The following is a 24,972-nucleotide window of genomic DNA, read 5'->3' as shown; positions in this document are numbered from 1 at the left end:
TGCCGTCCCTCCTTTGTCGGTATATGTGACAGGCGCAGAACGCCAGTGAGGATGCCCCTCCATGGTATGAACCGGAGGCCTCGCTGAGTTAATCCGTGCTGTTAGATGTCCGTGCAACAACGTCTTAAGGTTACTCCGTGACTCTTCTGCGCGACGACGGCCTGACCGCCGAGGAGCTGGCGGTCTGGCGGATGTTGCAGCGCGCTCAGGTGCGCATCACCCGCCACCTCGAGGCGGAGCTGCTCGTCGCCCACGACCTGCCGCTGGCCTCGTACGAGGTGCTCATGCAGCTGGCGGAGGCGCCGGAGCGGCGGCTGCGCATGAACGACCTCGCAGACCGCGTGCTGCTCTCCCGCAGCGGCCTGACGCGGCTGATCGACCGGCTGCAGCGCGACGGGCTGGTCTCGCGCGAGGCGTGCGCCGACGACGCCCGCGGGCTGTTCGCCGTGCTGACGGAGCCTGGCGCGGCGCGGCTGGCCGAGGCGACGCCGACCTACCTGCGCGGCATCAGGGCCCACTTCCTCGACCCGCTGGGCGCCGGCGAGATCTCCCGCATCCGGTCGATGGTCGCCAAGCTCGACGTCACCGCCGCTCCTTGAGCTCCTCCACGAACCGCCCGAGCTCCGTGCGCAGGTAGTCGCGGGTGGCCACCTCGTTGAGCGCCAGCCGCAGCCCGGCGATCTCCCTTGTCAGGTACGCGATCTCGGCCTGGTTGCGCTCGGCGGCCTCGCGGTCCTGCTCGTACTGGATGCGGTCGCGGTCGCTCTGCCTGTTCTGGGCGAGCAGGATCAGCGGCGCGGCGTAGCTGGCCTGCAGCGACAGCATCAGCGTGAGGAAGATGAACGGGTACGGGTCGAACTTGAGGTTCGGTGGCGCGACCACGTTCCAGGCCACCCAGACCCCCACGAACACGGTCATGTAGACGATGAAGCGCGCGGTGCCGAGGAAGCGGGCGATCTGCTCGGAAAGGCGGCCGAACGCCTCAGGGTCGTAGTGCGGCCGCAGCGTGCGGCGCAGGGCGCGCGGCTGGTCCAGTCGTTCAGTCGTCACTCTCGTCGGCCCTCTCGCGCCAGTCCTCGGGAAGCATGTGGTCGAGCACGTCGTCGATCGTCACCGCGCCGACGAGCCGGCCCAGCTCGTCCACGACGGGGGCGGCGACGAGGTTGTAGTTCGCCAGGTAGTAGGTGACCTCGCGGAGTGAGAACTCCGGCCTGATCGGGTCGATCGACGGGTCGATCACGCCGCCGAGCAGGGTGGACGGCGGCTCGCGCAGCAGCCGCTGGAAGTGCGAGACGCCCAGGTACGTGCCCGTCGGCGTCTCCGTGGGCGGCCGGGTCACGTAGACCTGGGCGGCGACGGCGGGCGTCAGGTCCTGCTGCCTGATGTGGGCGAGCGCCTCGGCCACCGTGGCGGTGGGCGGCAGGATCACCGGTTCGCTGGTCATCACGCCGCCCGCGCTGGTCTCCGGGTAGGTCAGCAGGCGCCGGACCGGCTCCGCCTCGTCCGGTTCCATCAGGGCCAGCAGCCTGGCAGCCTGCTCCTCCGGCAGGTCGTGCAGCAGGTCGGCGGCGTCGTCGGGCCCCATCTCCTCCAGCACGTCCGCCGCCCGCTCGGGCTCCAGCGTGCCGAGGATGCCGATCTGGTCGTCGGGCGGCAGCTCCTCCAGCACGTCGGCCAGCCGGACGTCGTTCAGGGCGCGGGCGATCTCGATGCGCCGCTTGCTGGGCAGCTCGTGCAGCGCGCTGGCCATGTCGGCGGCCCGCAGCGACTCGAACGCGGCGATCAGCCCGGCGGCGCCCTGGTCCTTCTGCAGCCTGTCGAACCCGGACACCTCCTCCCAGTCGACGATCCTGGGGTCGCGCCGCCTGCCCTTGTAGAGGGCGACCTTGGTGATCTCCCAGGTGGACGGCTTGAGCTCCTCCATGGCCACGTCGTAGACGGTCATGGGCTCGCCGTCGGCCTCCACGGTCAGGTCCAGCATCTCGCCGACCACCAGCGTCTCGGTGGCGCGTTGCTCGAACCTGCGCATGTTGAGCCGGCCGGTGAAGACCACCGCCCCGGCCTCGATGCGGCGCACCCGGGTGATCGGCAGGAACACCTTGCGGCGCGGCTGCATGTCCACCACCAGGCCGTGCACGACGGGCCGGCGGCCGATACGCAGGCCGACCACGACGTCCCTGACCCGGCCGATCTGGTCTCCAGCGGGGTCGAAGACCGGGGTGCCGGGCAGCCGGGCCACGAAGATCTGCACGGGGTCAGGCTAACAGTGGCCCTCCATTGCGCCCCAAACGCCTCACATGTCAGTATCAAACGTGCTTAACGGTGATTACTGGCCAGGTGGTGGACTATGAGGTATGCCGGGCTCGGGCTTGCGTTCGTGTCCTCGTGGTGTTTCGCGTTCTCCGGGCCGATGGCCAGGTACCTCATCGCCGCCGGGCTGGCGCCGATCGAGGCCGTGTGGACCCGGATGGCGGGCGCGGGGCTGCTGCTGCTCGCCGTCCTGGCCGTGGTGAAGCCGCGGGCACTGCGGATCCCCCGCTCCAGGCTGCCGTTCCTCGCGCTGTACGCGGTGATGGCGGTGGCGGGGGTGCAGTCGCTGTACTTCGTGGCGATCACCCGGCTGCCGGTGGGGATCGCGCTGCTGCTGGAGTTCATGGCGCCGGTGATGGTGGTGGCCTGGGTGCGGTTCGTACGGAAGGTACGGCTCGCGCGGGCCGCCTACATCGGGGCGGTCGTGGCCGTCGTCGGCCTCGGGATCGTCGTCGAGGCGTGGCAGGGGATGCGGCTGGACGCGCTGGGCCTGCTGCTCGGGCTGCTGGCCGGGGCCTGCTGCGCCGGATATTTCCTGATGAACGATAGCTTCGGCGACGACGTGGACCCGCTCGGCCTGATCGCCTGGGGGATGGCGGGCGCGGCCGTGGTGCTGATCCCGTTCGCCCGGCCATGGGACATCCCGTGGAGCGCCTTCACGGCCACCGTCACGCCTGACGGCGGCCGGTCGCTGCCGGTGCTGGGGGCGTACCTGTGGATGGTGCTGGTCGCGACCGTGATCGCGTACATCCTGGGGGTGAACGCCGTGCGGCGGCTGTCGGCCGCGGTGGGGGCCACGGTCGCGTCCCTGGAGGTGATCGGCGGCGCGGTGGTGGCCTGGGCCCTGGTCGGGGAGACGTTGGGGGTCTTCCAGATCGTCGGAGGCCTGCTCGTGCTGTCCGGCGCGCTGCTCGCCCAGACCGCGACCGCGAGCGCCCAGCCGTCACCGGTGGTGGAGCCCGAAGGGCAGCCCGTCGGGGTCAGCCGCCAGGGGTGAGGCGAAGGACGGTGGAGTCGCGGGCCCAGCGCTCGGTCAGGTGCTCGCTGTCGGTGGCGTTGAGGCGCTCCTTGGCGAGCACCGCCACGGCGTCGGCCGCCGTGGCCTGGTCGACGACCGAGGCCGCCGCCTCGAACTCCACCAGCCGGGCGCCGTTGTCCTTGCTGCGCAGCGTGACGTGGACCTGGTCGAGCGCCTCCAGACCGGGAAGCTGCTGCTCCCCGCCACCTGTCACGAGGTAGATCGCGCCGTCGTGCCAGGCGTGCCAGGCCAGGCGGGGGCGGTCGAGCGTGAGCCAGAGGATGCCGGACTTCTTGGCGCCTTCCTCGATGGCCGCAGCGTTCTCGGTCACATCCCCGACTGTAGTCGCTGGAGAGGACCATCCGGGAGGGCCGGCGCTAGCGTGGGCGCATGCGCTCACGTCGTTCGGTGCTCGCCGTGCCAGGCAGCAACCCCCGCTTCCTCGAGAAGGCCCAGACCCTGCCCGTCGACGAGGTCTTCCTCGACTTGGAGGACTCCGTCGCGCCGATGGCGAAGGAGGAGGCGCGCAAGAACATCGTGACCGCGCTGCGCGAGGGCGACTGGGCCGGAAAGACGCGGGTGGTCAGGGTCAACGATCTCACGACGCAGTGGACGTACCGGGACGTGATCGAGGTCGTCGAGGGGGCCGGGGAGTTCCTCGACTGCGTGATGCTGCCCAAGGTGCAGGACCCCACCGAGGTGGTCTGGCTCGACACGCTGCTCACCCAGATCGAGAAGACCATGGGGTACGAGGTGGGCCGCATCGGCATCGAGGCGCAGATCGAGAACGCCCGCGGCCTGGTGAACGCCGACGCCATCGCGGGCTCGTCCAGGCGCCTGGAGACCCTGGTGTTCGGCCCGGCCGACTTCATGGCGTCGATCAACATGCGCACGCTCGTCGTCGGTGAGCAGCCGCCCGGCTATGTCGAGGGCGACGCCTACCACTACATCCTCATGCGCCTGCTCATGGCGGCCAGGATGCACGACCTGCAGGTCATCGACGGCCCCTACCTGCAGATCAAGGACATCGAGGGCTTCAGGCGGGCCGCCAGGAGGTCGGCGGCGCTCGGGTTCGACGGCAAGTGGGTGCTCCATCCCTCCCAGGTGGACGCGGCCAACGAGGTGTTCTCGCCGTCGCAGGAGGACTATGACCACGCCGAGCTCATCCTGGAGGCGTACGAGTACTACACCACGGTCGAGAAGCGCGGCGCGGTCATGCTGGGCGACGAGATGATCGACGAGGCCTCGCGCAAGATGGCGCTCGTCGTGGCGGCCAAGGGGCAGGCCGCCGGGCTGAGGCGTACGAAGAGCTTCACACCTTGAGCCCGATGGCGGTGAAGAACCAGAACGACGACGTCAGCCAGATCCCGATCAGCGCGGTGAACGCCAGCCCGCCGAGCACCGGCAGCGTCCAGCCGGGCGTGTCGCGTTTGGGCAGAGCCAGCATCTTCGCGGTGAACACGCCGTAGAAGAAGCAGCCGAGCAACGAGTGCGCGAGCACCCGCGGCACGTCGTACTGCAGGCCCAGGGCGTAGAGGCAGTGGAAGGCGACGGGGATCGTGAGCAGGAACGCCAGCCGCCCCGACCAGCGGTGCACGGCGGGCGGGATGCTGATCCCGAGCCTGCCCCACATCGACAGGGCCGAGACGACCTGCACGATCGCCAGGACGAACGCGCCCGTCGTCAGCCACGCCTTCATCGGCAGCGCGGCGGAGAACCCGGCCACGCCCACGGCGAACCCGGTGGGCGTGTGCACCCGCCCGTAGACGCCGAGCGCGAGTGCCGCGAGGCCGCCGGCCAGCAGCGGCACGAGCAGCGGGGTCAGACTGCGCGGTGGCTGGGGTACGGCGGTCATTGCATCTCCTCGATGAAGCCGTCCACGTCCTTCGGGTAGAGCGTGGTGCTGTCGACTGTCACGGGCGCCGTGGGCCGGTCGCCCTGCAACTGCGGGATCGGCACCTGCGTGTCGCCCTCGAACGCGGCGCCGACCTGGGTGAAGCCGCCCTTAGGGCTCTTCAGCACGATCCAGCCGGCCCTGAGCTTGGCGCCCCTGACGATCGCGGTCGCCCGGTACAGGCCCGACGGCTTGATCACCGTGGGCGCGACGAAGCTCCACTTGTGGTCACCGACCGCGACCCAGCCCTTGGCCCGGCCCTCGCCCAGATCGGCGGTGACCTTGGCGCCGCCGAACCCGGTCAGCCGCAGCTCGCCGTCCGACTCCGTGCCCTTGAACCAGGCCTCGGCCTTGCCGTCACAGAAGTAGCCGATGGCCTTGCCGTCTCTGACCGAGAGCGCGATGAGGCCGCCGTTGCCCTTGACGTAGCCTCCGTAGTCCGCCTTGGGGATCTTCTTCGGCGCTGTCTGTTCCGCCCCGCGTGAAGGGGACGGGGCCGCGGTGGTCTCGGTGGCGGGTGGTGCCTCCGCGGCGGTGTTGGCGGCCTCGTTCGTGGCCGCCGGTGTCGCGATGACGCTGGCGACACCCAGCCCCACGGCGAGCACTGCCCCCGCCGTGAGGGTGATGACAGGTCCCAGCCTTGACATGGACTGCTCCCAGGGTCGAAATGCCGTACGACTCCGAGCATCCGCCTAAATCAGAGGACCGTCTGTGAACTATTGCGCATCAGGCGGACAGAATGGATGGGTGCAGGAGAATTTCCCGGGGCAGCAGCCTCCGTACGGTCATGGCCCTCAGCCGCCGGTCCACTCGTACGCGCCGCCGCCTCCGCCGCCGTCCTGGTTCCTGCCGACGCCTCGAGGGGTGCGTTACGACCACCTCGCCAGGACCGCCGCCGCGCAGCCCTGGCGGGCGATCGGGGGAACGCTGATCATCGCCGCGGGATACATCGGGCTCAGCGTGGTGATGCTGGGGATCGGCTGGGCGGTGTCGATGTTCCTGCGCATCCCGGCGCCGCTCAACGCCGAGGGCGCGCTGTTCGGCGATCCGGTGCTCTCGCTGAGCGTGCTGTTGCTGTCGCTCGCGCCCATGATCCTGCTCGTGCAGGGCACGGCGGCGCTCGTCCAGCGCAGGCGCCCCGGCACGCTCTCGTCCGTGGCCGGGCGGCTGCGCTGGTCCTGGCTGCTGAGCTGCCTCGGGCTGGCCCTGCTGGCGCTGGTGCTCGGGCAGGGCACGCAGGCCCTCGTGCTGACGCTGTCCGGCGAGGACGCCGATCTGTTCGGCTGGGCGGGGTGGTCCGGCTTCCTGCCCGCGCTCATCGTGATTGTCCTGCTGGTGCCGTTCCAGGCGGCCGCGGAGGAGTACGTCTTCCGCGGGTGGTTCGTGCAGGCGATGGGCGTGCACGTGCGTAATCCGGTCTGGTCCATCCTGCTCGGCTCGGCGCTGTTCATGTCGCTGCACGGGTACTCGTGGGCCGGGCTGGTCGACGTGTTCGGGTTCGGGGCCGTCATGGGCCTGCTGACGGTGCGGACCGGCGGGCTGGAGGCCGGGATCGCCCTGCACGTCCTGAACAACCTGCTGGCCTTCGGGCTCGCCGCCGCGGCGGGGAAGCTGCAGGACGCGCTGAGCCAGGGGGCGACGCCGGTTCCCTGGGAGGCGTTGTCGGGAACGGTGGTGCAGCTCGGGGTGTATGCGTTTGGTGTGTTGTATATAGCCAAGAAGCGGTCAATTACCAACGTTTCCGTATGAATCGGGCGCGGGGTGCCGGGAATCTCGCTAGAGAGGTCTCGCTATTCCGGCTGAGTCATGCTGGTCTGGTTCCTGTGGAACGGGACAGCGTCCTGATTCCACCCTGTACGACAAGTTCGACCAATAGGAGGTACGGCGCGTGGCCTCCGGCCCCAGCGAACCGCCTCGGCGACCGCATGGTGACGACGACCCGCGTCCTGAGGGCGCGTCTGAACCGCACTCTTCGGAAGAGCCGAGGATCCGCCATTCACCCCCGGGTCCCACCGACGATCGGGCGCGCGGCTTACCGCTGACCTCACCCTGGGGCATGCCGCCCTTCGCCGCCCCCGTCCCGGAGGACGAGCCGCCGGAGCCGCCGAAGGGGCGCCGGCCGTACAGCTCTCCGACGGCGGAGCCCGAGGCCGAGCCGCGCCGCCGTCCCCGCCGCATCGTCAACCGTCCCGACAAGCTCGTGGCCGGCGCGCCCGTCCATCCTCCCGAGGAAAAGGCCCGTCCCGACGAGCCGCAGGCGGACGCCGCGCCTCCCGCCGAGTCCGAGGCCGAGCCCGCGCCCGCGTCCTCCTCCGAGCCCGGGGAACAGGAGACCACGCCTCGGAGGGAGCCTCCGTACCGGCTGGTGTATCCGGTGGAGCAGGCGGCTCGGGAGCAGGACGAGGAGCCGGCCGAGCCCGAGAGGCGGCACGGCGAGGACGGCGAGCCCGAGGACAGCGGGCCCGAGGACGGTGAGCTCCGGGACGGTGAGCCCGAGGTGCGGCGGGTCGGGCGGCCGCCGGCCGGGCGGCCCACGCGGCCCGACCTCCTTGTCGCCACCGGCCCGCCGCGCCCGCAGGGCTCGAGCGGCAGGCATCACAGAGGCCCGGCCCCGGCCGCCCTCCGCCGCTCCAGCCCCGTACGCCACCGCAGCAGGGCCGTCCCCGTCGTCCTGTCGCTGGCCGTGGCGGTCCTGGTGGCCGCGGGCGTGCTGGTGTGGCAGTGGACCGAGGACGAGGCCCCCGGCCTGCGGCTGGAGGCGGGCACCGGGCGGTCGGGAGACGACCTGTTCACCGTCCCCGCGGCCGGCGACGGCGCAAACCAGAAGCTCAACGACATGACCTCCGTCGGCCGCGCGGTGGTGGCGGTCGGCAGCGACACGACGAGCCCGACACCGCGCCCGCTCTTCCTGTTCTCACCGGACGGCGGCAAGAACTGGCAGCTCGGCCAGGTCAACGGCGCCTCCACCCCCACGGTCCAGCGGGTCGTCGGCGGCAACGGGCGCTGGCTGGCCGCCGGTGGGGACGGCGGGTCCGAGCGCGGCCTGTGGACCAGCACCGACGGGTTCAGCTGGACGGCCGTGGAGGCGTCCGGGCTGGCCGCGTTCAAGGCCGGCGACCAGATCAACGACATCGCCAGGACGGCGTCCGGGTTCGTGGCGGTGGGACGTACGACAGGAGACGACGGCGGGACGGGCCCGGCGGCCTGGCGCTCCGCCGACGGCAGGACGTGGGAGCGGGTCGAGACAAGAGAGCTGGAGGTACGCGAGATCAAGGCGGTCGTCGCCAAGGGCGACACGGTCGTGGCCATCGGAGCCCCCGCGGTCGGCGAGGGATCGCGGGTGCTCCGTTCGGCCGACGGCGGACGCGACTGGCAGGCGACCGACTTCCTGCTCCTCGAGGCGATGCCGCGTACCGGGACGGTGGCCGTGCTCCCCAAGGGCTTCGTGCTGGCGCCGTGGCGCAAGCGCACGCCCGCGGGCGACGTACGTGTCTACTGCTCCCCGACCGGGGCGCAGTGGTCGCAGTGCGGCTCCATGGCCGGCGTGAGCGGCGAGAGCCCCGGCGTCGAGACGTTGATCTCCTACCCGTCGGGCGTCGCGGCCGTCTCGCAGGCCACCCTCGGCCGCTACTCCGTGCAGACCAGCGCCGACGGGCGCCAGTGGACCAAGCGGACCGACCTCGGCGACCTCACGGGCGCGACGCTGCGCGGGTTCACGATCTCCGACGGCGGCACCCTGTTCGCGGGCGGCGACCAGGCGGCCTCCGACGTCGACAACCAGCTCGTGCTCGTGGCCTCGCCCCCGCGCGGCAACGCCTCGCGCGTGCAACTCGGCCAGGTCGAGGGCCTGACCAGGATCGCGCGCGAGACCAGTGCGCTGGCCAGTTCCGGCGGCAGGTACGTCGCCGTCGGTTCAGCCTCGGGCGACGCCGGCCTGTGGACGATCAGGGACTGGCGGAGCTGGAAGTCCATGAGCCTCGGCGGCCCCGGAAGGCAGTCGCTGGAGGACGTGGCCCACGGCAGCCGGGGCTGGCTCGCCGTCGGCGCCACCGAGACGAACGTGGCCGTCACCGACCCTCTCCTCGTCGCCTCCGACGACGGCGAGAGCTGGCGGCAGGTGAACGTCACCGGCGACCTGACCCGCAGCCCGAACGACCCCTACCTGGAGACCCACGTGGTGACGGCGGGCAAGAAGGGGTACGTGCTGGCGGGCGAGTCCCGGGACCAGGCGGGCACGACGCGCGCCGCCATGTGGTTCACCCCTGACCTGCGGAAGTTCACCAGGTCGAAGAAGCTGCCGCAGGGCGGCTCCGGGGTGCGGATCCACGACGCCGTCGCCACCGGGGACGGCTATGTGGCGGTGGGCGGCTCCGGCGGCGCCGACCAGGAGAGCAGCGTGGTCTGGTACTCCCCGGACGGCGTGAACTGGAGCTCGCGCAAGCGCGTGACGCCACCGGACGCCACCGCGGCCGGACTCCGACGGGTCACGACTTATCAGGGCAAGCTGGTGGCCATCGGCACGGCCGTGACGGGCGGCGCGCGGCGCGCGTTCGCGGCCGTCTCGGACGACGACGGCGAGAGCTGGCAGACGGCCTGGCTGCCCACGGATCAGGCGGCGGCGGTGTACGACCTGGCCGCGGCCGATGAGGGCCTGGTGGCCGTGGGCTGGCACGGCGTTCCCGGCGAAGGCGACAGCGCCGCCTGGACCTCGCAGGACGGGCTGTCGTGGAACCGCATGGCGCTGACGAAGGACCGGCTGGCCGGGCAGGGGGCGCAGTGGCTCTCGGCCGTGGCGGTGTCGGGGTCGGAGGTGGTGGCGCTCGGCCGGTCCACGACGTACAACGCCGATCACCTGATCCTGTGGACCTCCAGCCTCACCTCGAACAGATAGTCAGCGGGGGAGCACGCCCCAGCCGGTGAGCGACTCGAGGAGCCCTTCGGAGAGCGGCAGCCGTACCAGCTCCTCCATGTCGCACCAGCGCACGTCGGCGGCGTCGTCCCCGGCGGTCGGGACGCCTCCCGTCACGCTGGCGAGGTAGTCGCGGATCACGTACGTGGCCCCGCCGAGGCCGGGACGGTCCACCGTGCCGGCCAGGCGGCCCACGTCCACCCGCAGCCCGGTCTCCTCCAGGACCTCACGCCGCAGGCCGTCGGCGTCGCTCTCGCCGGGCTCCAGCCGGCCGCCGGGAATGGACCACAGGCCCATGCCGGGCGGACGTCCTCGTTTGACGAGAAGCAGCCGGTCAGAGGCATCGAAAATAATCGCGCCGACACAATTTACGCGCACATGACCAAGATTACGACGGGACAACGAGAAGCGCCCTTGACGGGCCGGTGCCGGAGAAAGCACCGTGGGTAGTTGTGAGAGCGGCTCCTACCTGTCCACGGTGTTTTGGCCCGCTTCACGGGCCGAGTGCGTGGTCGAGCGCGTTTCGATGCAACACGCACGGCGATGTCCTGCCGTATCAGCCTCCTTGGCCGCCGACCAGTACGGCGCTGGAGGCCATACGCAAGAGCGCGGTGGTGCCCGTGTGGCTGCCCTGGCCGCTGCCCGTCGGCTGGCTGGTGACCGGGTTCGGCGAGGTGGGCGACCAGCGCACCGGTGCCCGCGCCAGCGTGGTCGCGCTGACGGGGCCCTCGCTCATGGAAGGCCCCGCCGATCTGCTCGTCATCGCGGAGGAACCGGGCGTCGGGCTCGGCGCGGCGTTCGCGGGACTCGACGGCCCTGACCCCGGCGAGGGGTTCGACTCGGGTCCGCCGAACGCCAAGATCGACGTGCTCGGGCATCCCACCGCGCTCTGGTGCGTGGGCGGCGCCGATGACCGGGCCGTCTACGCGGGCGAGGCGATGGGCAACTGGCTGTGGGCCATTGCGTGGCCCGCCGACGCCGGTTGCATGATCGCGCTCGCCGAGCTGTCGCTGCTCGACGTACGGGATCACGACCTGGATGTCCCGTTTGGTGCGTTCTCTCCGCGGCTCGAGGACTGAGCTCGATTCGCGCTCTGAGGCAGACGGACTAAAGTTCGGAAGCGTGACAGCGCGTATCGAGCGAGTGGTGACCGAGGGCGTCGTCGAAATAGACGGCACCGAGCACAAGGTCGAGAACAACACCTGGATCGTCGGCGACGACGACGAAGTGATCGTTGTCGACGCGGCGCGTGACGCCGAGAAGATCCTGGAGCAGGTGGGCGAGCGCGAAGTGCTCGCCGTCATCTGCACGGCGGGCCTGCCCGACCACGTCTCCGCCGCCATCGAGGTGGCCAGCAGAGACGAGGCCGTGGTCGCCCTGCACCCCAAGGACAAGCCCCTGTGGCGGGAGACCTGGCGCGAGACCTGGCCCGACATCGACATGGAGGACGACGGCGTCTTCGAGGTCGCCGACGTCCAGCTCGATGTCCTGGAGACGCCCGGCGTCACGCCCGGCGGCGTCTCGCTCTACTGCGAGGCGCTCGGGGCCGTGTTCACCGGCAAGGCCCTGCAGGCCGACGGCCCCGGCAAGCTGGGGGGCGAATACCCCGCCCTGGCCGACCAGCTCACCTCGATCGGCGGGCGGCTGTTCACGCTGCCCGGCGACACGCGGGTGCTGGCCGCCCACGGCGACGAGGTCACGATCGGCGACCTGGAGCCGCACTTCGACGACTGGGTGTCGGGCTCGCTGACCCGCGGCGACTCCTCCGGCGACGAGGACGGCCCGCTCAGCGACGGCACCAGGATCTCCGGGATCAAGCTCAACCCGGACGACGAATAGGTGCGAGGGAGCGCCGGCGCCTGGGCTGAGGAGCGCAGGGAGCGCAGCGACCGGAGTGACGAGGGAAGGCGGCGGCTTTCCAGCGACCAGAGCGACGAGGGAAGGCGGCGGCTCGAAAGCGACCGAGCCGCCTCCGCGGAGTGGAGGCCATGAATACGCAGCAGCTTCCGCTGGAAGGGATGCCGCGGCGGCTCTATTCGTGCACGCCGTCGCGGTTGAACGCCTGGCTCGACTGCAGGCGCCGCTACCGGTTCAGCTACCTGGACCGGCCGCAGCCGTCCAAGGGGCCCGCCTGGGCGCACAACAGCGTCGGCGCGAGCGTGCACAACGCCCTGGCGGGGTGGTGGCGGGAGCCGTACGAGCGCCGGACCCCGCTGACGGCCGCCATCCTGGTCACGAACGGGTGGATCACGGAGGGCTTCAGGGACGCCGAGCAGTCAGGGCACTGGCTCGGCCGGGCGCGCGACCTCGTCTCCGGATATGTCGCGACATTAGACCCCGCTGACGACCCTGTGGGCGTCGAGCGCACCGTTGCGACCCGTACCAAGGTCATCGCCGTCTCCGGCCGCATCGACCGTCTCGACCGGCGCGGTGACGAGCTGGTCGTGGTCGACTACAAGACCGGCCGCCGCCCGCTCACCCAGGACGACGCCCGCTCGTCGCTCGCCCTGGCCGTGTACGCGGCCGCCGCCTCCACGATGATGCGCACGCCCTGCCGTACGGTCGAGCTCCACCACCTGCCCACCGGCGAGATCGTGGAGTGGCGGCACACCGAGGAGTCGCTCGCCCGCCACCTGCGGCGCGCGGAGGAGCTCGCGACCGAGGCGTCGGAGGCCGACGAACGCTACCGCGCCCTCATCGGCCCACCCGCCAAGGGACGCGCTGCCTCCCGCTCGGGACCAGGCGCCTCCGCGCCAGGGGAGCGGCAGCTTGTCAGGCCCGCTGCGGTGCCGGACGAGATCGACGAGCTGTTCGCGCCCAGTCCCGGGCCGATCTGCTCCTGGTGCGACTTCCGCCGCCACTGCCCCGAGGGCCAGGCCGCCGGCCCTGACCGTCGCCCATGGGACGGCCTCGCCGACTGACGCACCGCCAGGGCCCGCCTCACCGGCGGGCTTTGGCGCGTATCGGCCCCTCGGCGGCGCCGCCTCCCTGCGAGCAGCAAAAGGAGCGACCTTGCCACCAGCAACCGCTTCGCGCCGTCCATGATCCCCGCACGCTGGGGCGACCCACATGAATCGGGCACCCCGGGGTTGCGCGGCAGGTGGGTTTCCACGCCGAAACAGTGGCTATGACGGAAAAGTGACACACGTGGGGCGGTTACCGGCGGCGGTGGCGCTGGGATCGCTGTTCAATCCGCTGAACTCCTCAATGATCGCCGTGGCTCTGGCCCACATCGAGGCCGAGTTCCACGTCGGCATCGCGGCCGTGACCTGGCTGGCCGCCGGGTTCTACCTGACCGGCATCATGGTCCCGCCCGTGATGGGCACGCTGGCGGACCGGCTGGGGCCGAGGCTGGTGTTCTGTGCCGGAGTGGTCACGATGGCCGTCACGGGCGTGCTGGCCGCGCTGGCACCGTCCTTCCCGGCGCTGGTCGTGGTCAGGTTGCTGCAGGCGTTCGGGAGTTGCGCGACGATGCCCGCGGGGATGGCGATCGTGCAGGCGGTGATGCCCGGCGAGGACGGGAGGCCGCCGCCCCGGGTGATCGCCACCATCTCCATGGTGCTCACCGCCAGCGCCGCCGCGGGTCCGGTGCTCGGCGGGTTCCTGGTCTCGTTCTGGGGCTGGCAGGCGATCTTCCTGGTGAACGTCCCGCTCGCGGCGGTCGCGCTGGTCGCGGCCCTGCGCTGGCTGCCCAAGGTACGCGTGGACGGCCGCAGCCAGGCCCTGCTGCCCCGCCTGAGGCCACAACTGCTGGCCACCTGCGGCCAGTTCGCCCTGGTCAACGTGGTCTTCTACTCGGCGTTCTTCGTGGTGCCGCTCTGGGCGCAGCGCTCGGCGGGAGTGCCCGCGCACATCGCCGGCCTGCTCGTGCTCCCCATGGCCGGGCTGGCGATCGTCATGACCCCGGTCGCGGTGGCGCTGGCCGCCCGGGCGGGGATGCGGACGGTCCTGGTGGCGAGCGCGACGCTGCTGCTCGGCGGCTCCTGCCTGCTGCTCGGAGTGGGACCCGTCTGGCTGGTGCCGGTGGTGGCGGCGCTGCTCGGGGTGGCCTCGGCGCTCAGCCAGTTCGGGCTCAACTCGCTGGTCTTCGTGCACGCCGACCGGCGCGACACGGGGGTCGCGGTGGGGTTCTTCCAGGCGTCCAGGTACGTCGGCGCCGCGACCGCGTCGTCCCTGCTCGGCGTGGTGTTCGACGGGAGGGGCATGGCCGGCAGCGGATGGACGATGGCGGCCGTGTCGGCCGTCGTGCTGGTGGCCGGGTCGCTCCTGCCGGTCAGGCGGCCGGTTTCGACGGCCAGCGGCGGGGATCGGTCAGGCCCTTGAGGCCCTTGCTCACGTCGTAACCCGCCGCGCCGAGCCGCTCCCTGGACGCCTGCAGCATCTGCCTCGTGGCCGGCATGAACGCGCGGTCGTGCACCGGCTCCGGCAGCGAGTTGAGGCCCAGCCTGAACGCCTTCAGAGCGGCCGTGACGGTCGCGCGGGGCACCTCCGGCAGCGCCCCGTACATGCGCCTGGCCCACTCCGGCAGCGTGTAGTAGCAGAGCGCGCCGAACGGGAAGTAGACGGGCTTGCCGGCGGACAGCAGCCTCAGCTCGTGCGGCAGCCTCGGCCACATCAGGAACCGCACGGTCGAGGCCGCCTCCTCCGTGACCCGCAGGCTGGGGCGTACCTGCTTGAAGTAGGCGTCCATCTCCGCGCACGAACCGGGCACGTCCTCGAGGTGCAGGCCGACATAGGCGGCGCTCTTGCGCTGCTCGTACAGGTAGCGGTCGGCCTGGCGCTCGGTGAGGCCGAGCCCGCCGCGCCTGGCCACCTCCAGGTACGACGACACCTCCGCGCAGTGCACCCACAGCAGCAGCTCGGGGTCGTCCACCCGGTGCGTCCTGCCGGTGTCGGGGTCATGGATGCGCAGCGCCTTGTGGATGCCGCGCACCCGCCGGCCGATCTCGTCGGCCTCCTCCGGGCTGCCGAACGTCACCCGTCCCACGAAGTCCGCCGTGCGGCGCAGCCGCCCGAACGGGTCCTCCTGGAAGTTGGAGTTCTGCCAGACGCCGCGCATGGCCAGTGGATGCAGCGCCTGCAGCATGAGACCGCGTACGCCACCCACCCACATCGAACGGTCGAGATGCACCTGCCACGTCGCGCTCTGCGGTGGCTGGGCGACGATGTCTTCGATGTTCGCCATAGTAAGTGGATAATTACATGACATTGGACCTTGTGTCCAAGTAGTGCTTCTCCGCTGCGTTCCAGAACCGGACCAGCGCCGCCGCGGTCGTCTCCGGCGCCTCGACGTTCGGGGAGTGGACGGCGCCGGGCACGACCATGCACTCGGCCTCGAGCCTGGCGGCCATCTCCGCCTGCATCTCGGGCGGCCATCCGTCGTCGTGCTCGCCGTACAGCACGAGCGTGGGCACCTCGATCTGGCGCAGCTCGTCGGTGCGGTCGTGCATGCTCAGCACCTGCTGGGCCATGCACGTCAGCCCGGTCGGCGAGTTGGTGAGCAGGCGCTTGCGCAGGAACGCCAGGATCTCGTCCGGCACGTCGCCGGCCAGTGCCTCGGGCTCGAGCCGGTGGTGCCACACGTGCTCCAGGCCGAACTCGCGCACCTCTTCCATGAGCTTCTTGCCGTTGATCGCCCGCCTGCCCTCGATGGCCGCGGGTCCCGACCCCATCAGCGTGAACGACGCGAAATGCGTGCGCCCGTCGATCACCGCCTCCCTGGCGACCAGCCCGCCGAACGAGTGGCCCACCAGGTGAACGGGGTCTCCGCCGCCGATGACCTGGGCGAGCGCGTCGACGTCGGCGCCGAGCGCGGGACAGGAGTAGGCGGCCGGGTCGTCAGGGCCCGGCGTCTCGTACTGGCCGCGCAGGTCGACGGCCACCACCCTGCGCCCGGACTGGGCCAGGGTCATCAGGACCGCGATGAAGTCCTCCTTGCTGCCCGTCAGGCCGGGGACCAGGAGCGCGGGCCAGCGCTCAATCACACCACTGACCGGTCGCGCGTCCAGGGCCGCGAACGTGCCCTGCGGGGTTTCGATCTTCTGTGGTGCGACGCCAGGAGGCAGATCGAGGAATCGCGGCGTACTCACGTGGGGCAACAATACCCAGAGGTCAGCGGCTCGACACCGTCGAGGGGACTACCTGGGCGAAAGGGCGCGCACCCGACCGGGTGCGCGCCTCTCCTGCGGTGCTCAGCCCGCGCGGCGGCGGTTGCCGCCTCCGCCCCGGGACTGGCGGCGCTGCTGCTTGCGCTCGGTGGCGGCGGACGGGGCGATGTCGTCGTCGTCCGTGGCCAGATCGGGTGACTGGAAGATCACCGTGAACGGGTTCGGCGGGACGATCCGCTCCGGCTCCTTGCGCACCGGCGGGGGCGGCGTCGCGAGGAAGGACGGCTCCGGCTCGCGCTCCCGCTCCGCGACGGTCACGGGCTCCGTGGCGGTCACGGGCTCCACGACAGTCCGAGGCTCGGCGACGGCGTCGGCCTTGGCGGCGGTCCGGCGGGAGCGGGTGCTCTTCACCGGTGCCTCCTCGGTCGCTGCCGGCGCGTCGGCCTCGGGAGCGGCGTCGGCGGTCCGGCGCGGCCTGGTGGCCTTGACCGGCGCCTCGGGCGCCTCCGGGGCGTCGTCGGCGCTCCGGCGCGGCCTCGTGGCCTTGACGGGCGCCTCAGGGGCTTCGGCGAGCGCCTGCTCGATGGCCGAGGAGGCAGCCCCCCTCCGCGTACGCGTCCGCTTCGGCTCGGTGGCCGCCTGGATCTCGTCCGTTGAGAAGATCGCGGGGGTCTCCTCCGCCTTGGCATCCACGAGCTCGACCTCCTGAGTCTCGACGGCTGCGGTCTCCGCCAGCTCCTTGCCGCCACGGGTGCGGCGGCGCTGGCGCGGCGTGCGGGCAGGGCGCTCCTCGCGCTCGTCGCGGCGACGGCCGCCACGACCGCGGGGCCTGCCGGTCTCCCCGAGGTCCTCGATGCGCTCCGCGGACAGCCCCGCACGCGAGCGGCTCGCGTGCGGCAGGACGCCCTTGGTGCCCTCGGGGATGTTCAGCTCGGAGAAGACGTGCGGCGAGGTGGAGTAGGTCTCCTCGGGCTCGGCGAAGTCGAGCCCGAGCATCTGGTTGATCATCTTCCAGCGGGTCAGCTCCTCCCACTCCACGAACGTGACCGAGATGCCCGTGCGCCCGGCCCGGCCAGTGCGGCCGATGCGGTGCACGTACGTCTTGTCGTCCGTGGGGCAGTCGTAGTTGACCACGTGGGTGACGTCGTCGATGTCGATGCCGCGGGCCGCCACGTCGGTGGCCACCAGCACGTCGATCTTGCCGTTGCGGAACGCGCGCAGCGCCTGCTCCCGCTGGCCCTGGCCGAGGTCGCCGTGAACGGCCGCGACCGCGAAGCCGCGGGTGTCGAGCTGCTCGGCGACCATGTCGCAGGCCCGCTTGGTCTCACAGAAGACCATGGTGAGCCCGCGGCCCTCGGCCTGCAGCAGCCGCGCGACGATCTCGATCTTGTCCATCCGGTGCGCACGCCACACGATCTGGCGAACCTGCGGCGTGGTCTCGCCCTCGCCGCTCTCGTGCTCGGCGCGAACGTGGGTCGGACGGTTGAGGTACTTGCGCGACAGCGCGACGATCTCGCCCGGCATGGTCGCCGAGAACAGCATCGTCTGCCGCTCCGTGGGGATCAGCTTGAAGATCCGCTCGATGTCGGGAAGGAAGCCCAGGTCGAGCATCCGGTCGGCCTCGTCGAGCACGAGGGTCGTGACCTGGCTCAGGTCGAGGTGCTTCTGCTTGACCAGGTCGAGCAGGCGGCCCGGGGTGCCGACGATGACGTCGACGCCGGCCTTCAGCGCCTCGATCTGCGGTTCGTACGCGCGCCCGCCGTAGACGGTCAGGACCCGCGAGCCGAGCTTGCCCGCGGCCGTGACGAGGTCCTCGCTGACCTGCACGGCCAGCTCGCGGGTGGGCACGACGACGAGCCCGCGGGGCTTCTTGCGGTTCTTGCGCGGCTTGCCGATGCTCTGCAGCATGGCGATGCCGAACGCGTAGGTCTTGCCCGTGCCCGTGCGGGCCTGACCGATCAGGTCCTGGCCGCTCAGGGCGAGCGGGAGAGCCATCTCTTGGATGGGGAACGGTGTGACGATGCCCTCAGTCTCGAGGGCATCGGCGATCTCTGGTGTGACTCCGAGGTCTCGGAAAGTCGTCAGCGTGGCCTGCCTCAGTTCTCAAATGAAGGCGGGCCTGCCGGGACCGACGGGCGGAAAACAGCCCCCGTTGTGTGGGTCCTCGCGGTAGAGCCAGCCCTCTCGCGTCATCAGCGACCGCGCACCCGGAAGTGGGGGTAATCGGGGGAAACCCTCGAATTTACACAGTGCGGTCGCACTTTCACAGAGCAGTGTACTCGATACCACAACGCTGGCCGAGCTTACGTATGTTCCCGCAGATTCCCCGAAGTACGCTGCCCCTATGAAGGAGTCTCCAGGAGTCGTCGACCTTCTCGGTGTGCTCGCGTACGCGGAGCTCAGCGCCTACGCCCGGATGACGGAGGACGCCGCCACGCTGGCGCCCACGCTGGCCGACCGCGCGGCGCTGAGCGAGCTGGCCGTGACCGAGTACGCCCATTTCCGTCTGCTGCGCGACCGGCTGGCCGAGCTCGGAGCCGATCCCGGCGAGGCGATGGCGCCGTTCGTCGGCGCGCTGGACGCCTGGCACGCGCAGACCAGACCGGCCGACTGGCTGCAGGCGCTGGTCAAGACGTACGTCGGGGACGGCATCGCGCTCGACTTCTACCGGGAGGCGGCCAGGCATCTCGATCCGTCGATCGCCGAACTCGTGGACGAGGTGATCGTGGACGAGGAGCGCTCGCAGTTCGCGGTCGAACGGGTCAGGGCGGGCATCGAGGCCGCGCCCGTGGAGGCCGGCCGGCTGGCGCTGTGGGCCCGGCGGCTCGTCGGCGAGGCGCTCAGCCAGGGGCAGCAGGTGGCCTCGGCGCGGCCCGAGTTGGCGTTGCTGCTGGTGTCGGGCGAGGGCGCCGCCGATATTTCCCGACTTTTCGCGACATTGACGGAGGCGCACAACAAGCGCATGGCCGCCATGGGCCTCTGACCGACGCCCGCTGCCGAGGACTGGTCCCGCCCATCGGGCGGCGCGAGGCGCGGAACGGTTGTACCGTGCCAGACATGAGGGCCTCGCGCCGCTACGGCAGTTCTTTGACGACGAGATGTAGGCCGAACCGCTGGACCTCGCGCCCGGTGCTGCGGAGGGAGAGCGCACGCTGCCCGACCGCCAAGCCCGGGCACGCCGTCCTCCGCCCCCGGCCACCCCGCGGCTGCCACCTCGGGACGCTCCGCTGACCCACCCTCGCCGGTAGCGGGGTGACACCCTTTGTCGCGACCTACGGTGGCGACAAAGGTGCCTTCCTGCCCGCGCGTCTCCGGTGTCGCGACGTACGGGGGGCGACGCAGGTGCTTCCCGCCCGCGTGTCTCCGGCCGCCCGCGCCCCGGAACACCCACCGCCGGGCGGTGTCTTCTCGTGGCTGCGGCGCGCCCCGGAGGCGGGCCGTGCGCGGGCCCGGTCGCCGAGACACTCCGCCGATGGCCGTCGCCTCGCGCACGATGGGCGGTGCGTGGGCTCCGGTCGCGTTGGTGGGGCAGGCGACGGCAGCCGCTGCGGACGAGGGCCCGCTGGGCCGGGAGCGGTGAGGGAAACCGGCGCAGCAAGTCGACAAGGAGAGCGCCCAGCGAAGGGGTACGGCGCGAGAGCCGTACCCCTAAGTCAGGAGAACTCTAGAGAGTGCCGCCGAACCCGACGGGCCGGGCCTCGGGCTCGCCGATCTCGATGAAACCGAGTGAGTGCACCGGCACCATGACCCGCCTGCCCTTGACGTCGGTCACGACGAACACGCCGCGCTGGACCGCCAGTGCGTTTCTGATCTCTTCTTCGATCTGCTCAGCGGTGAGGTCGGTCTCGACAACGAGTTCGCGGTGTACGGAGCGTACGCCGATCTTGATTTCCATCATGGCTCCTTAGTCGACGGGCTGGCTCACTCTCATCGTGGCGGCTCGGAGCCGGGAACGGCGCAAATGATCGCGAACAGCGAACGGGTTATGCCGTACGCGGAAAACCGCTGATGCCGCGCCAGGCCAGCCGTGCCATGAGCTGCTCGGCCGCGTCCTTGGGGATCGAGCCCTGCGTGGTCACCCAGTAGCGGGCGCTCACCTCGGCCATGCCGACCAGGCCCATGCCGAGCAGGTGCGCCTCGTCGCTGGTGCAGCCGGTGTCCTCCTGGATGACCGCGCTGACCATCTCCGCGCACTCCTGCAGCGAGCGCTCCACGCGCTGCCGCACCGGCGCGACGTTGCGCAGGTCGGACTCGAACACGAGCCGGAACGCCTCGCCCTGCGTGGAGACGAAGTCGAAGAACGCGCTGAACGTGGCCTGCACGCGGAGCTTGTTCTCGTGGGTGGAGGCCAGCGCCTCCCGGCAGCGGTTGACCATGTCGTCGACATGGAGGTCGAGCAGCGCCAGATAGAGCTCCAGCTTGCCGGGGAAGTGCTGGTAGAGCACCGGCTTGCTGACGCCCGCACGGTCGGCGATCTCGTCCATGGCGGCCGCGTGATAGCCGTTCTGCACGAACACTTCCTGCGCGGCGCTCAGCAGCTGCCGGCGGCGCGCCAGCCGGGGCAGCCGGGTGCCCCGGGGTTTCGCATCCGGGGTTGCGGTCACACGGGTCTCCATAGGTCTCTCAGCGGGCTGTGCGGACATCCTACGTGCGAGTAGGCCACGTCACCCTGGCCTTACACCACTCCGTGAGGCGGGCTCGGTCGCCCGGATGCCGAGTCAGCCGAGTCGTCGTGGAGCCGTACTCAGCGGTATTCGTCGTCGTCGTCGAGGTCCACCACGCGGTGCTGATCGGCCGCGTCGGCGGGATCGACGTCGAGCGGCAGCTCATAGCGGAGCCTGGCGGAGCTCTGGCGTATCTCGTGATGCTGGTCGGCGGCGTCGGCCTCGGGCGTCTCGATCGACAGCTCTGCCTCCTCCTCCACGTCGTAGGAGATCTCGTCCCCGCGTATGTCCATCTCCGACATTTTCTGGTCCCCCTTAAGGTGTGGACGCCACCAGCCTACGCCCGGCTGAAAAGGTCGCCGCGTTTCTCCACTCTGGCGAGTACGTCCGGCGCCGTGAACACCAGCTCATCGGGCCGTTCGCAGCTCTCGACCTCCTTCCACAGCAGTGGTGTCGAGACGGTCGGCTGCTCCTTGGCCCGCAGCGAGTAAGGCGCCACGGTCGTCTTGGCCGGGTTGTTCTGGCTCCAGTCGATGAACACCTTGCCAGGTCTGGCCGCCTTCGTCATCACGCTGACCACCTGCTTGGGATGCTCTTTCTCCAGAAGCCTGGCCAGTCTCCTGGCGTACGCGGAGGGCTCCTCGCGGCAGTCCCAGTCGGCGTACAGCTGCATGCCCTTGCTCCCGCTGGTCTTCGGTCTGGCGGTGAGCCCCTCGCCCTTCAGCACCTCGCGCAGCATGAGCGCCACCTCGCAGCACTCGACGATGGTCGCGGGCGCGCCGGGGTCGAGGTCGAACACGAGCGTGTCGGGCGGCAGCGCCTCCCCGTCCTCGCCGACGCGCCACTGGGGCACGTGCAGTTCGAGCGCGGCGAGGTTGGCGTAGTAGACGAGCGTGGGCAGGTCGTCCACGACGGCGAAGTCGATGGTCTCGCGGTTCTTGGTGCTGCCGGGGGCGGGCAGGGTGACCTGCCGCACCCAGGAGGGGGTGTGGTCGGGGGCGTTCTTCTCGAAGAAGGACTGGCCGGTGACGCCGTTCGGGTAGCGCTTGACGGTGAGGGGCCTGCCCTGGAGGTGGGGGAGGAGCACGGGTGCGACCCGGCTGTAGTAGTCGATGACCTCGGCCTTGGTGAAGCCGTACTCCGGGTAGAGGACCTTGTCCAGGTTGCTCAGCGTCAGCTCGCGCCCGTCGACCATGACCGGCACCTTCATAGCGTCACCTCCGCGGGGAGCTTGTCGGGCCGCAGCCCGCGCCACACGGGGTGCCGCAGCCGCTGTTCGTCGGTCCACATCGTGTAGGCCACCTCCCCGACCAGTTCCGGCCTAACCCACCGGTTCCGCCACGGGACCTCGTTGCAGAACGGGCTGTGCGGGATCTCCAGAGGCCGTATCCGCTGGTGGAGATCGTCGAGCAGGGCGTCGGTGAACCCGGTGCCGACATGCCCCACGTACGTGAACCCCTGCTCGGTGAAGACCCCCATCACGAGCGAGCCGACCCCGCCCGCCCGGCGCCCCTTGCCCGGCTTCCAGCCACCGATCACGACCTCCCTGGTGGTCAGGTTCTTCACCTTGATCCACCAGGGGGAGCGCGTCCCCGCCCGGTAGGGCGAGTCCAGCCGCTTGGCGACCACGCCCTCGAGCCCCTGCTCGTGCGTGGCCGTGAGCAGGTCGGAGTCGCCGGGGAAGTACGGGGGAGCGCCGACGTCCAGCTCGTCGAGCAGGGCCCGCCGGTCGCGGTAGGGGAGGTCGAACAGCGGCGTGCCGTCGAGATAGAGCAGGTCGAAAGGCATGTACGTGATGGGGTACAGCTCCTGCATGATCGGCTCGGGATCGGTCAGGTGCATCCTGTGCTGCAACCGCACGAAGCTGGGCCTGCCGCCCGGGTCGAGCGCGACGACCTCGCCGTCGATGATCGCGTTCTTGATCCCGAACCCCGAGATCTCCGGATACCGCCGCGTGTACTCCACACCGTGCCTGCCCGTCACCCTCAGCCCGCCGTCAAGGTGGACGATGGCGCGGATGCCGTCCCACTTGACCTCCAACCCGTACAGGTCGCGGTCGGAGGGTAGTTCCCCAGGTACGGCCAGCATCGGTTCGACCGGGTATGGCATTGGTTGCCCCATGACGGGTATGTGCCCCATGGCAAACCCATGCGAGCTGAGGAGTGACCATGCGCAGCATCTGGAAAGGTGCGATCTCCTTCGGGCTGGTCACGATCCCCGTCAAGCTCTACTCCGCCACCGAGCAGAAGGACGTGTCGTTCCACCAGGTGCACCGCGAGGACGGCGGCCGGATTCGCTACAAGCGCGTGTGCACGGTGGACGGCGAGGAGGTGCCGTACTCCGACATCGCCAAGGGGTACGAGCTGGCGTCGGGCGAGATGGTCGTGCTCACTGACGACGACTTCGAGGGTCTGCCGCTGACCACGTCACGCAGGATCGACGTCCTCCAGTTCGCCCCGGCCGAACAGATCGACCCGATCTACTTCGCCAAGTCGTACTACCTGGAACCGGACGCGCAGGGGGCGAAGCCGTACGTGCTGCTGCGCAACGCCCTTGAGAGCTCGGGCCAGGTGGCGGTGGTCAAGGTGGCGCTGCGCCAGCGCGAGTCCCTCGCCACGCTCCGGGTACGGGACGGCGTCTTCGTCCTGGAGACCATGCTCTGGCCCGACGAGATCCGCAAGCCGGACTTCGCCTTCCTGGACGAGGACATCGAAGTACGGGCCCAGGAGCTCAAGATGGCCGAGTCCTTGATCGCCACGATGGAGTCGGACTTCGACGCGAGCGAGTACCACGACGCCTATCGCGAGGCGTTGGAGCAGGTGATCGAGGCGAAGGTGGCGGGCAAGGAGGTCATTGCTCCCAGGGAGGAAGAGGAGGCCCGCCCGGCGGTGGACCTCATGGCCGCGCTGAGGGCCAGCGTGGAGGCCGCGAAGCGGGAGCGGGAAGCCGGCGCGCCCGCCAAGGCCAAGAAGGCCGCGGGCAAGTCCAAGGACGAAGAGAAGGCCCCCGCGAAGCGCAAGGCCCGCAAGTCCGCCTAAGTCCCCCTAATGCCGCCTGTGGCCCTCTGAAGGGCATGGGCGATGGAACGCGTATGAGGAACGCTCCACTGTGCGTATCAGTGGTGAGCGTCTCAATGCCACGCCATCTGCGTTGATTTCCGCTGCACCGGCCCCGGTGCCATCCCGCGATGAAGCATGCCCGCGATCAGCCAAAAGGGACATATCGGGATAATTCATAACATGTCCCGAGATAAATCTTTAATACGAGCAATAACATGGTTATTGCATAGCAAAATGGGGCGATTCCTGTTTGTACCCCTACGTCCTCGGCAATGACATTCACCGGATGGCTCTCATCAGGCGTCCAGGACGTTTTCCGGGTAATCCGGAAGCGTCCAGAACGGGGCAACCGATCCTTTAGGGGGAAAACGCAATGCCCAAGCTCAAGAGTCTTATGGCCGGCCTCGCCATCAGCACGGGTCTGACGGGCGGCCTGCTCGCCCTGGGTGCGACGACGACCTCGGCCAGCGCTGGCACCACCCAGGCCACCTCCGGCGCGCCCGTCCTCATCAACGGCTGCGGCTGGCGGTGCGGTGGCTGGGGTGGCGGCTGGCGTCGTCACCGCAACAACAACCGGACGAACGTCTTCGTCCACAACAACAACCAGAACTTCAACATCCGCCGGGACCGGAACAACCACAAGGAATTCGACATTCAGAAGCACTTCTTCAACGACCACGACGACGACGATGACGACGACGACTGAAGTGCTCTGACATGACCGTGTGCTGACAGCACGGGCAATTCCTGGTGAGGGCTCCACTGGCATCGGCCAGGGAGCCCTCGCTGTGTCATGTCCGGTGGGAGGCGGCGGTTATATGCCGCGGCTGGTTGCCGCTGGGCCATGTGAATGCCTGGTGTCGGGCAAGAGTGGACAATGTCGGTTTGTTGGCTATTCGGCCGGAAATATGCAGGGTACGGATGATTCGCCTAGCGAGCATCCGGGGGGCGTTTCCCGATATTCGGGTCGTACTGGATTTGGGGAGCGCTCAGAACGGGGCAATCGATCCT

General features: G+C 70.2%; 26 protein-coding genes. 12 read left to right on the top strand and 14 right to left on the bottom strand.

The genetic code is table 11. From position 1 onward, the window contains the following. The first annotated feature begins 137 nt into the window (after positions 1-137). On the top strand, positions 138-599 hold the full coding sequence (locus AB0J64_RS03825; protein ID WP_364020128.1) for a MarR family transcriptional regulator: 462 nt from the start codon (positions 138-140) through the stop codon (positions 597-599). Here AB0J64_RS03825 and AB0J64_RS03820 read toward each other — a convergent pair. Beyond that, complete coding sequence (locus AB0J64_RS03820) at positions 583-1,050, bottom strand: DUF1003 domain-containing protein (protein ID WP_364020125.1); 468 nt, start codon at positions 1,048-1,050, stop codon at positions 583-585. The genes AB0J64_RS03825 and AB0J64_RS03820 overlap by 17 nt on opposite strands. Next, positions 1,040-2,251 carry a CBS domain-containing protein gene (locus AB0J64_RS03815; RefSeq protein ID WP_364020122.1) on the bottom strand — a complete coding sequence of 404 codons (1,212 nt, stop codon included), beginning with the start codon at positions 2,249-2,251 and terminating at the stop codon, positions 1,040-1,042. Before AB0J64_RS03815 ends, AB0J64_RS03820 begins: the two co-directional genes overlap by 11 nt. 96 nt (positions 2,252-2,347) lie before the next feature. On the opposite strand from AB0J64_RS03815, the gene AB0J64_RS03810 reads away from it, so the two are divergent. After that, positions 2,348-3,307 (top strand): EamA family transporter, encoded by a 960-nt coding sequence (locus tag AB0J64_RS03810; RefSeq protein WP_364020119.1) that lies wholly within the window; start codon positions 2,348-2,350, stop codon positions 3,305-3,307. Here the strand turns inward: AB0J64_RS03810 and AB0J64_RS03805 are convergent. Beyond that, entirely contained in the window at positions 3,291-3,659 is a 369-nt protein-coding gene (locus AB0J64_RS03805) for a hypothetical protein (RefSeq protein WP_364020116.1), read from the bottom strand. The genes AB0J64_RS03810 and AB0J64_RS03805 overlap by 17 nt on opposite strands. A 59-nt stretch (positions 3,660-3,718) precedes the next feature. Here AB0J64_RS03805 and AB0J64_RS03800 point away from each other — a divergent pair, with 59 nt between their 5' ends. Then, positions 3,719-4,651, top strand: a complete 933-nt coding sequence (locus AB0J64_RS03800; RefSeq protein WP_364020113.1) for a CoA ester lyase — start codon at positions 3,719-3,721, stop codon at positions 4,649-4,651. Here the strand turns inward: AB0J64_RS03800 and AB0J64_RS03795 are convergent. Together AB0J64_RS03795 and AB0J64_RS03790 are read right to left on the bottom strand one after the other, a co-directional pair. After that, positions 4,641-5,183 (bottom strand): DUF6529 family protein, encoded by a 543-nt coding sequence (locus AB0J64_RS03795; RefSeq protein WP_364020110.1) that lies wholly within the window; start codon positions 5,181-5,183, stop codon positions 4,641-4,643. The genes AB0J64_RS03800 and AB0J64_RS03795 overlap by 11 nt on opposite strands. Continuing rightward, the gene (locus tag AB0J64_RS03790) at positions 5,180-5,869 is read right to left on the bottom strand and encodes a hypothetical protein (RefSeq protein WP_364020108.1); all 690 of its coding nucleotides are present in this window, start codon (positions 5,867-5,869) and stop codon (positions 5,180-5,182) included. The genes AB0J64_RS03795 and AB0J64_RS03790 overlap by 4 nt, the downstream gene beginning before the upstream one ends. A gap of 100 nt (positions 5,870-5,969) precedes the next feature. Between AB0J64_RS03790 and AB0J64_RS03785 the strand changes: the two genes are divergently transcribed. Further along, a complete protein-coding gene (locus AB0J64_RS03785; protein ID WP_364020105.1) occupies positions 5,970-6,971 on the top strand; it encodes a CPBP family intramembrane glutamic endopeptidase in 1,002 nt (333 codons plus the stop codon). Positions 6,972-7,278: 307 nt separating this feature from the next. After that, entirely contained in the window at positions 7,279-10,113 is a 2,835-nt protein-coding gene (locus AB0J64_RS03780) for a hypothetical protein (RefSeq protein WP_364020102.1), read from the top strand. Here AB0J64_RS03780 and AB0J64_RS03775 read toward each other — a convergent pair whose 3' ends face one another. Continuing rightward, entirely contained in the window at positions 10,114-10,509 is a 396-nt protein-coding gene (locus AB0J64_RS03775; protein WP_364020099.1) for an NUDIX hydrolase, read from the bottom strand. Positions 10,510-10,556: 47 nt separating this feature from the next. Here AB0J64_RS03775 and AB0J64_RS03770 point away from each other — a divergent pair, with 47 nt between their 5' ends. The 4 genes from AB0J64_RS03770 to AB0J64_RS03755 all read left to right on the top strand — a co-directional run bounded on the left by AB0J64_RS03770 (position 10,557) and on the right by AB0J64_RS03755 (position 14,454). Continuing rightward, positions 10,557-11,210 carry a DUF6758 family protein gene (locus AB0J64_RS03770; RefSeq protein WP_364020096.1) on the top strand — a complete coding sequence of 218 codons (654 nt, stop codon included), beginning with the start codon at positions 10,557-10,559 and terminating at the stop codon, positions 11,208-11,210. Positions 11,211-11,253: 43 nt separating this feature from the next. Then, a complete protein-coding gene (locus tag AB0J64_RS03765; protein ID WP_364020094.1) occupies positions 11,254-11,970 on the top strand; it encodes an MBL fold metallo-hydrolase in 717 nt (238 codons plus the stop codon). Positions 11,971-12,119: 149 nt separating this feature from the next. After that, complete coding sequence (locus AB0J64_RS03760; RefSeq protein WP_364020091.1) at positions 12,120-13,052, top strand: PD-(D/E)XK nuclease family protein; 933 nt, start codon at positions 12,120-12,122, stop codon at positions 13,050-13,052. A gap of 226 nt (positions 13,053-13,278) precedes the next feature. After that, entirely contained in the window at positions 13,279-14,454 is a 1,176-nt protein-coding gene (locus tag AB0J64_RS03755) for an MFS transporter (protein ID WP_364020088.1), read from the top strand. Here the strand turns inward: AB0J64_RS03755 and AB0J64_RS03750 are convergent. From AB0J64_RS03750 to AB0J64_RS03740, 3 genes are all read right to left on the bottom strand, one after another. Then, positions 14,405-15,316, bottom strand: a complete 912-nt coding sequence (locus AB0J64_RS03750; RefSeq protein ID WP_364020085.1) for an oxygenase MpaB family protein — start codon at positions 15,314-15,316, stop codon at positions 14,405-14,407. The genes AB0J64_RS03755 and AB0J64_RS03750 overlap by 50 nt on opposite strands. Before the next feature lie 13 nt (positions 15,317-15,329). Then, positions 15,330-16,220, bottom strand: coding sequence for an alpha/beta hydrolase (locus tag AB0J64_RS03745; RefSeq protein ID WP_364020082.1), 891 nt, complete (start codon positions 16,218-16,220; stop codon positions 15,330-15,332). A 102-nt stretch (positions 16,221-16,322) separates the two neighbouring features. Then, on the bottom strand, positions 16,323-18,233 hold the full coding sequence (locus AB0J64_RS03740; protein ID WP_364020079.1) for a DEAD/DEAH box helicase: 1,911 nt from the start codon (positions 18,231-18,233) through the stop codon (positions 16,323-16,325). Between the two features lie 349 nt (positions 18,234-18,582). On the opposite strand from AB0J64_RS03740, the gene AB0J64_RS03735 reads away from it, so the two are divergent. Next, entirely contained in the window at positions 18,583-19,221 is a 639-nt protein-coding gene (locus AB0J64_RS03735; protein ID WP_364020076.1) for a ferritin-like fold-containing protein, read from the top strand. A 681-nt stretch (positions 19,222-19,902) separates the two neighbouring features. On the opposite strand, the gene AB0J64_RS03730 is transcribed toward AB0J64_RS03735, so the two are convergent. The 5 genes from AB0J64_RS03730 to ligD (AB0J64_RS03710) form a co-directional block, all read right to left on the bottom strand. Next, positions 19,903-20,136 carry a DUF3107 domain-containing protein gene (locus tag AB0J64_RS03730; RefSeq protein WP_364020073.1) on the bottom strand — a complete coding sequence of 78 codons (234 nt, stop codon included), beginning with the start codon at positions 20,134-20,136 and terminating at the stop codon, positions 19,903-19,905. Between the two features lie 85 nt (positions 20,137-20,221). After that, positions 20,222-20,842, bottom strand: a complete 621-nt coding sequence (locus AB0J64_RS03725) for a TetR/AcrR family transcriptional regulator (RefSeq protein ID WP_364020070.1) — start codon at positions 20,840-20,842, stop codon at positions 20,222-20,224. A gap of 140 nt (positions 20,843-20,982) precedes the next feature. Further along, the gene (locus AB0J64_RS03720; protein WP_364020067.1) at positions 20,983-21,195 is read right to left on the bottom strand and encodes a hypothetical protein; all 213 of its coding nucleotides are present in this window, start codon (positions 21,193-21,195) and stop codon (positions 20,983-20,985) included. Between the two features lie 44 nt (positions 21,196-21,239). Next, positions 21,240-22,112: a non-homologous end-joining DNA ligase gene (ligD, locus tag AB0J64_RS03715; protein WP_364020064.1), complete on the bottom strand. Its 873-nt coding sequence runs from the start codon at positions 22,110-22,112 to the stop codon at positions 21,240-21,242. Next, on the bottom strand, positions 22,109-23,011 hold the full coding sequence (gene ligD, locus AB0J64_RS03710) for a non-homologous end-joining DNA ligase (protein WP_364020061.1): 903 nt from the start codon (positions 23,009-23,011) through the stop codon (positions 22,109-22,111). The genes ligD (AB0J64_RS03715) and ligD (AB0J64_RS03710) overlap by 4 nt, the downstream gene beginning before the upstream one ends. Positions 23,012-23,070: 59 nt before the next feature. Here ligD (AB0J64_RS03710) and AB0J64_RS03705 point away from each other — a divergent pair, with 59 nt between their 5' ends. Both AB0J64_RS03705 and AB0J64_RS03700 read left to right on the top strand, forming a co-directional pair. Next, positions 23,071-23,940 (top strand): Ku protein, encoded by an 870-nt coding sequence (locus AB0J64_RS03705; protein WP_364020058.1) that lies wholly within the window; start codon positions 23,071-23,073, stop codon positions 23,938-23,940. A gap of 415 nt (positions 23,941-24,355) precedes the next feature. Continuing rightward, positions 24,356-24,667 (top strand): hypothetical protein, encoded by a 312-nt coding sequence (locus tag AB0J64_RS03700; RefSeq protein WP_364020055.1) that lies wholly within the window; start codon positions 24,356-24,358, stop codon positions 24,665-24,667. Positions 24,668-24,972 lie beyond the last annotated feature (305 nt).

Source organism: Nonomuraea sp. NPDC049695 (assembly GCF_040674955.1).
Lineage (GTDB): Bacteria > Actinomycetota > Actinomycetes > Streptosporangiales > Streptosporangiaceae > Nonomuraea > Nonomuraea helvata.
The sequence above is the reverse complement of the archived record's forward strand: the minus strand, read 5'-3'. Positions and strand labels throughout refer to the sequence as shown.

What these genes read in the sequence shown, in the direction of transcription:
- AB0J64_RS03800 (WP_364020113.1), top strand. Translation starts at nt 3,719, where the DNA reads ATGCGCTCACGTCGTTCGGTGCTCGCCGTGCCAGGCAGCAACCCCCGC.
- AB0J64_RS03750 (WP_364020085.1), bottom strand. Translation starts at nt 15,316, where the DNA reads ATGGCGAACATCGAAGACATCGTCGCCCAGCCACCGCAGAGCGCGACG.
- AB0J64_RS03740 (WP_364020079.1), bottom strand. Translation starts at nt 18,233, where the DNA reads ATGGCTCTCCCGCTCGCCCTGAGCGGCCAGGACCTGATCGGTCAGGCC.
- AB0J64_RS03730 (WP_364020073.1), bottom strand. Translation starts at nt 20,136, where the DNA reads ATGATGGAAATCAAGATCGGCGTACGCTCCGTACACCGCGAACTCGTT.
- AB0J64_RS03780 (WP_364020102.1), top strand. Translation starts at nt 7,279, where the DNA reads ATGCCGCCCTTCGCCGCCCCCGTCCCGGAGGACGAGCCGCCGGAGCCG.
- AB0J64_RS03735 (WP_364020076.1), top strand. Translation starts at nt 18,583, where the DNA reads ATGAAGGAGTCTCCAGGAGTCGTCGACCTTCTCGGTGTGCTCGCGTAC.
- AB0J64_RS03700 (WP_364020055.1), top strand. Translation starts at nt 24,356, where the DNA reads ATGGCCGGCCTCGCCATCAGCACGGGTCTGACGGGCGGCCTGCTCGCC.
- ligD (WP_364020064.1), bottom strand. Translation starts at nt 22,112, where the DNA reads ATGAAGGTGCCGGTCATGGTCGACGGGCGCGAGCTGACGCTGAGCAAC.
- AB0J64_RS03795 (WP_364020110.1), bottom strand. Translation starts at nt 5,183, where the DNA reads ATGACCGCCGTACCCCAGCCACCGCGCAGTCTGACCCCGCTGCTCGTG.
- AB0J64_RS03790 (WP_364020108.1), bottom strand. Translation starts at nt 5,869, where the DNA reads ATGTCAAGGCTGGGACCTGTCATCACCCTCACGGCGGGGGCAGTGCTC.
- AB0J64_RS03720 (WP_364020067.1), bottom strand. Translation starts at nt 21,195, where the DNA reads ATGGACATACGCGGGGACGAGATCTCCTACGACGTGGAGGAGGAGGCA.
- ligD (WP_364020061.1), bottom strand. Translation starts at nt 23,011, where the DNA reads ATGCCATACCCGGTCGAACCGATGCTGGCCGTACCTGGGGAACTACCC.
- AB0J64_RS03705 (WP_364020058.1), top strand. Translation starts at nt 23,071, where the DNA reads ATGCGCAGCATCTGGAAAGGTGCGATCTCCTTCGGGCTGGTCACGATC.
- AB0J64_RS03810 (WP_364020119.1), top strand. Translation starts at nt 2,348, where the DNA reads ATGAGGTATGCCGGGCTCGGGCTTGCGTTCGTGTCCTCGTGGTGTTTC.
- AB0J64_RS03760 (WP_364020091.1), top strand. Translation starts at nt 12,120, where the DNA reads ATGAATACGCAGCAGCTTCCGCTGGAAGGGATGCCGCGGCGGCTCTAT.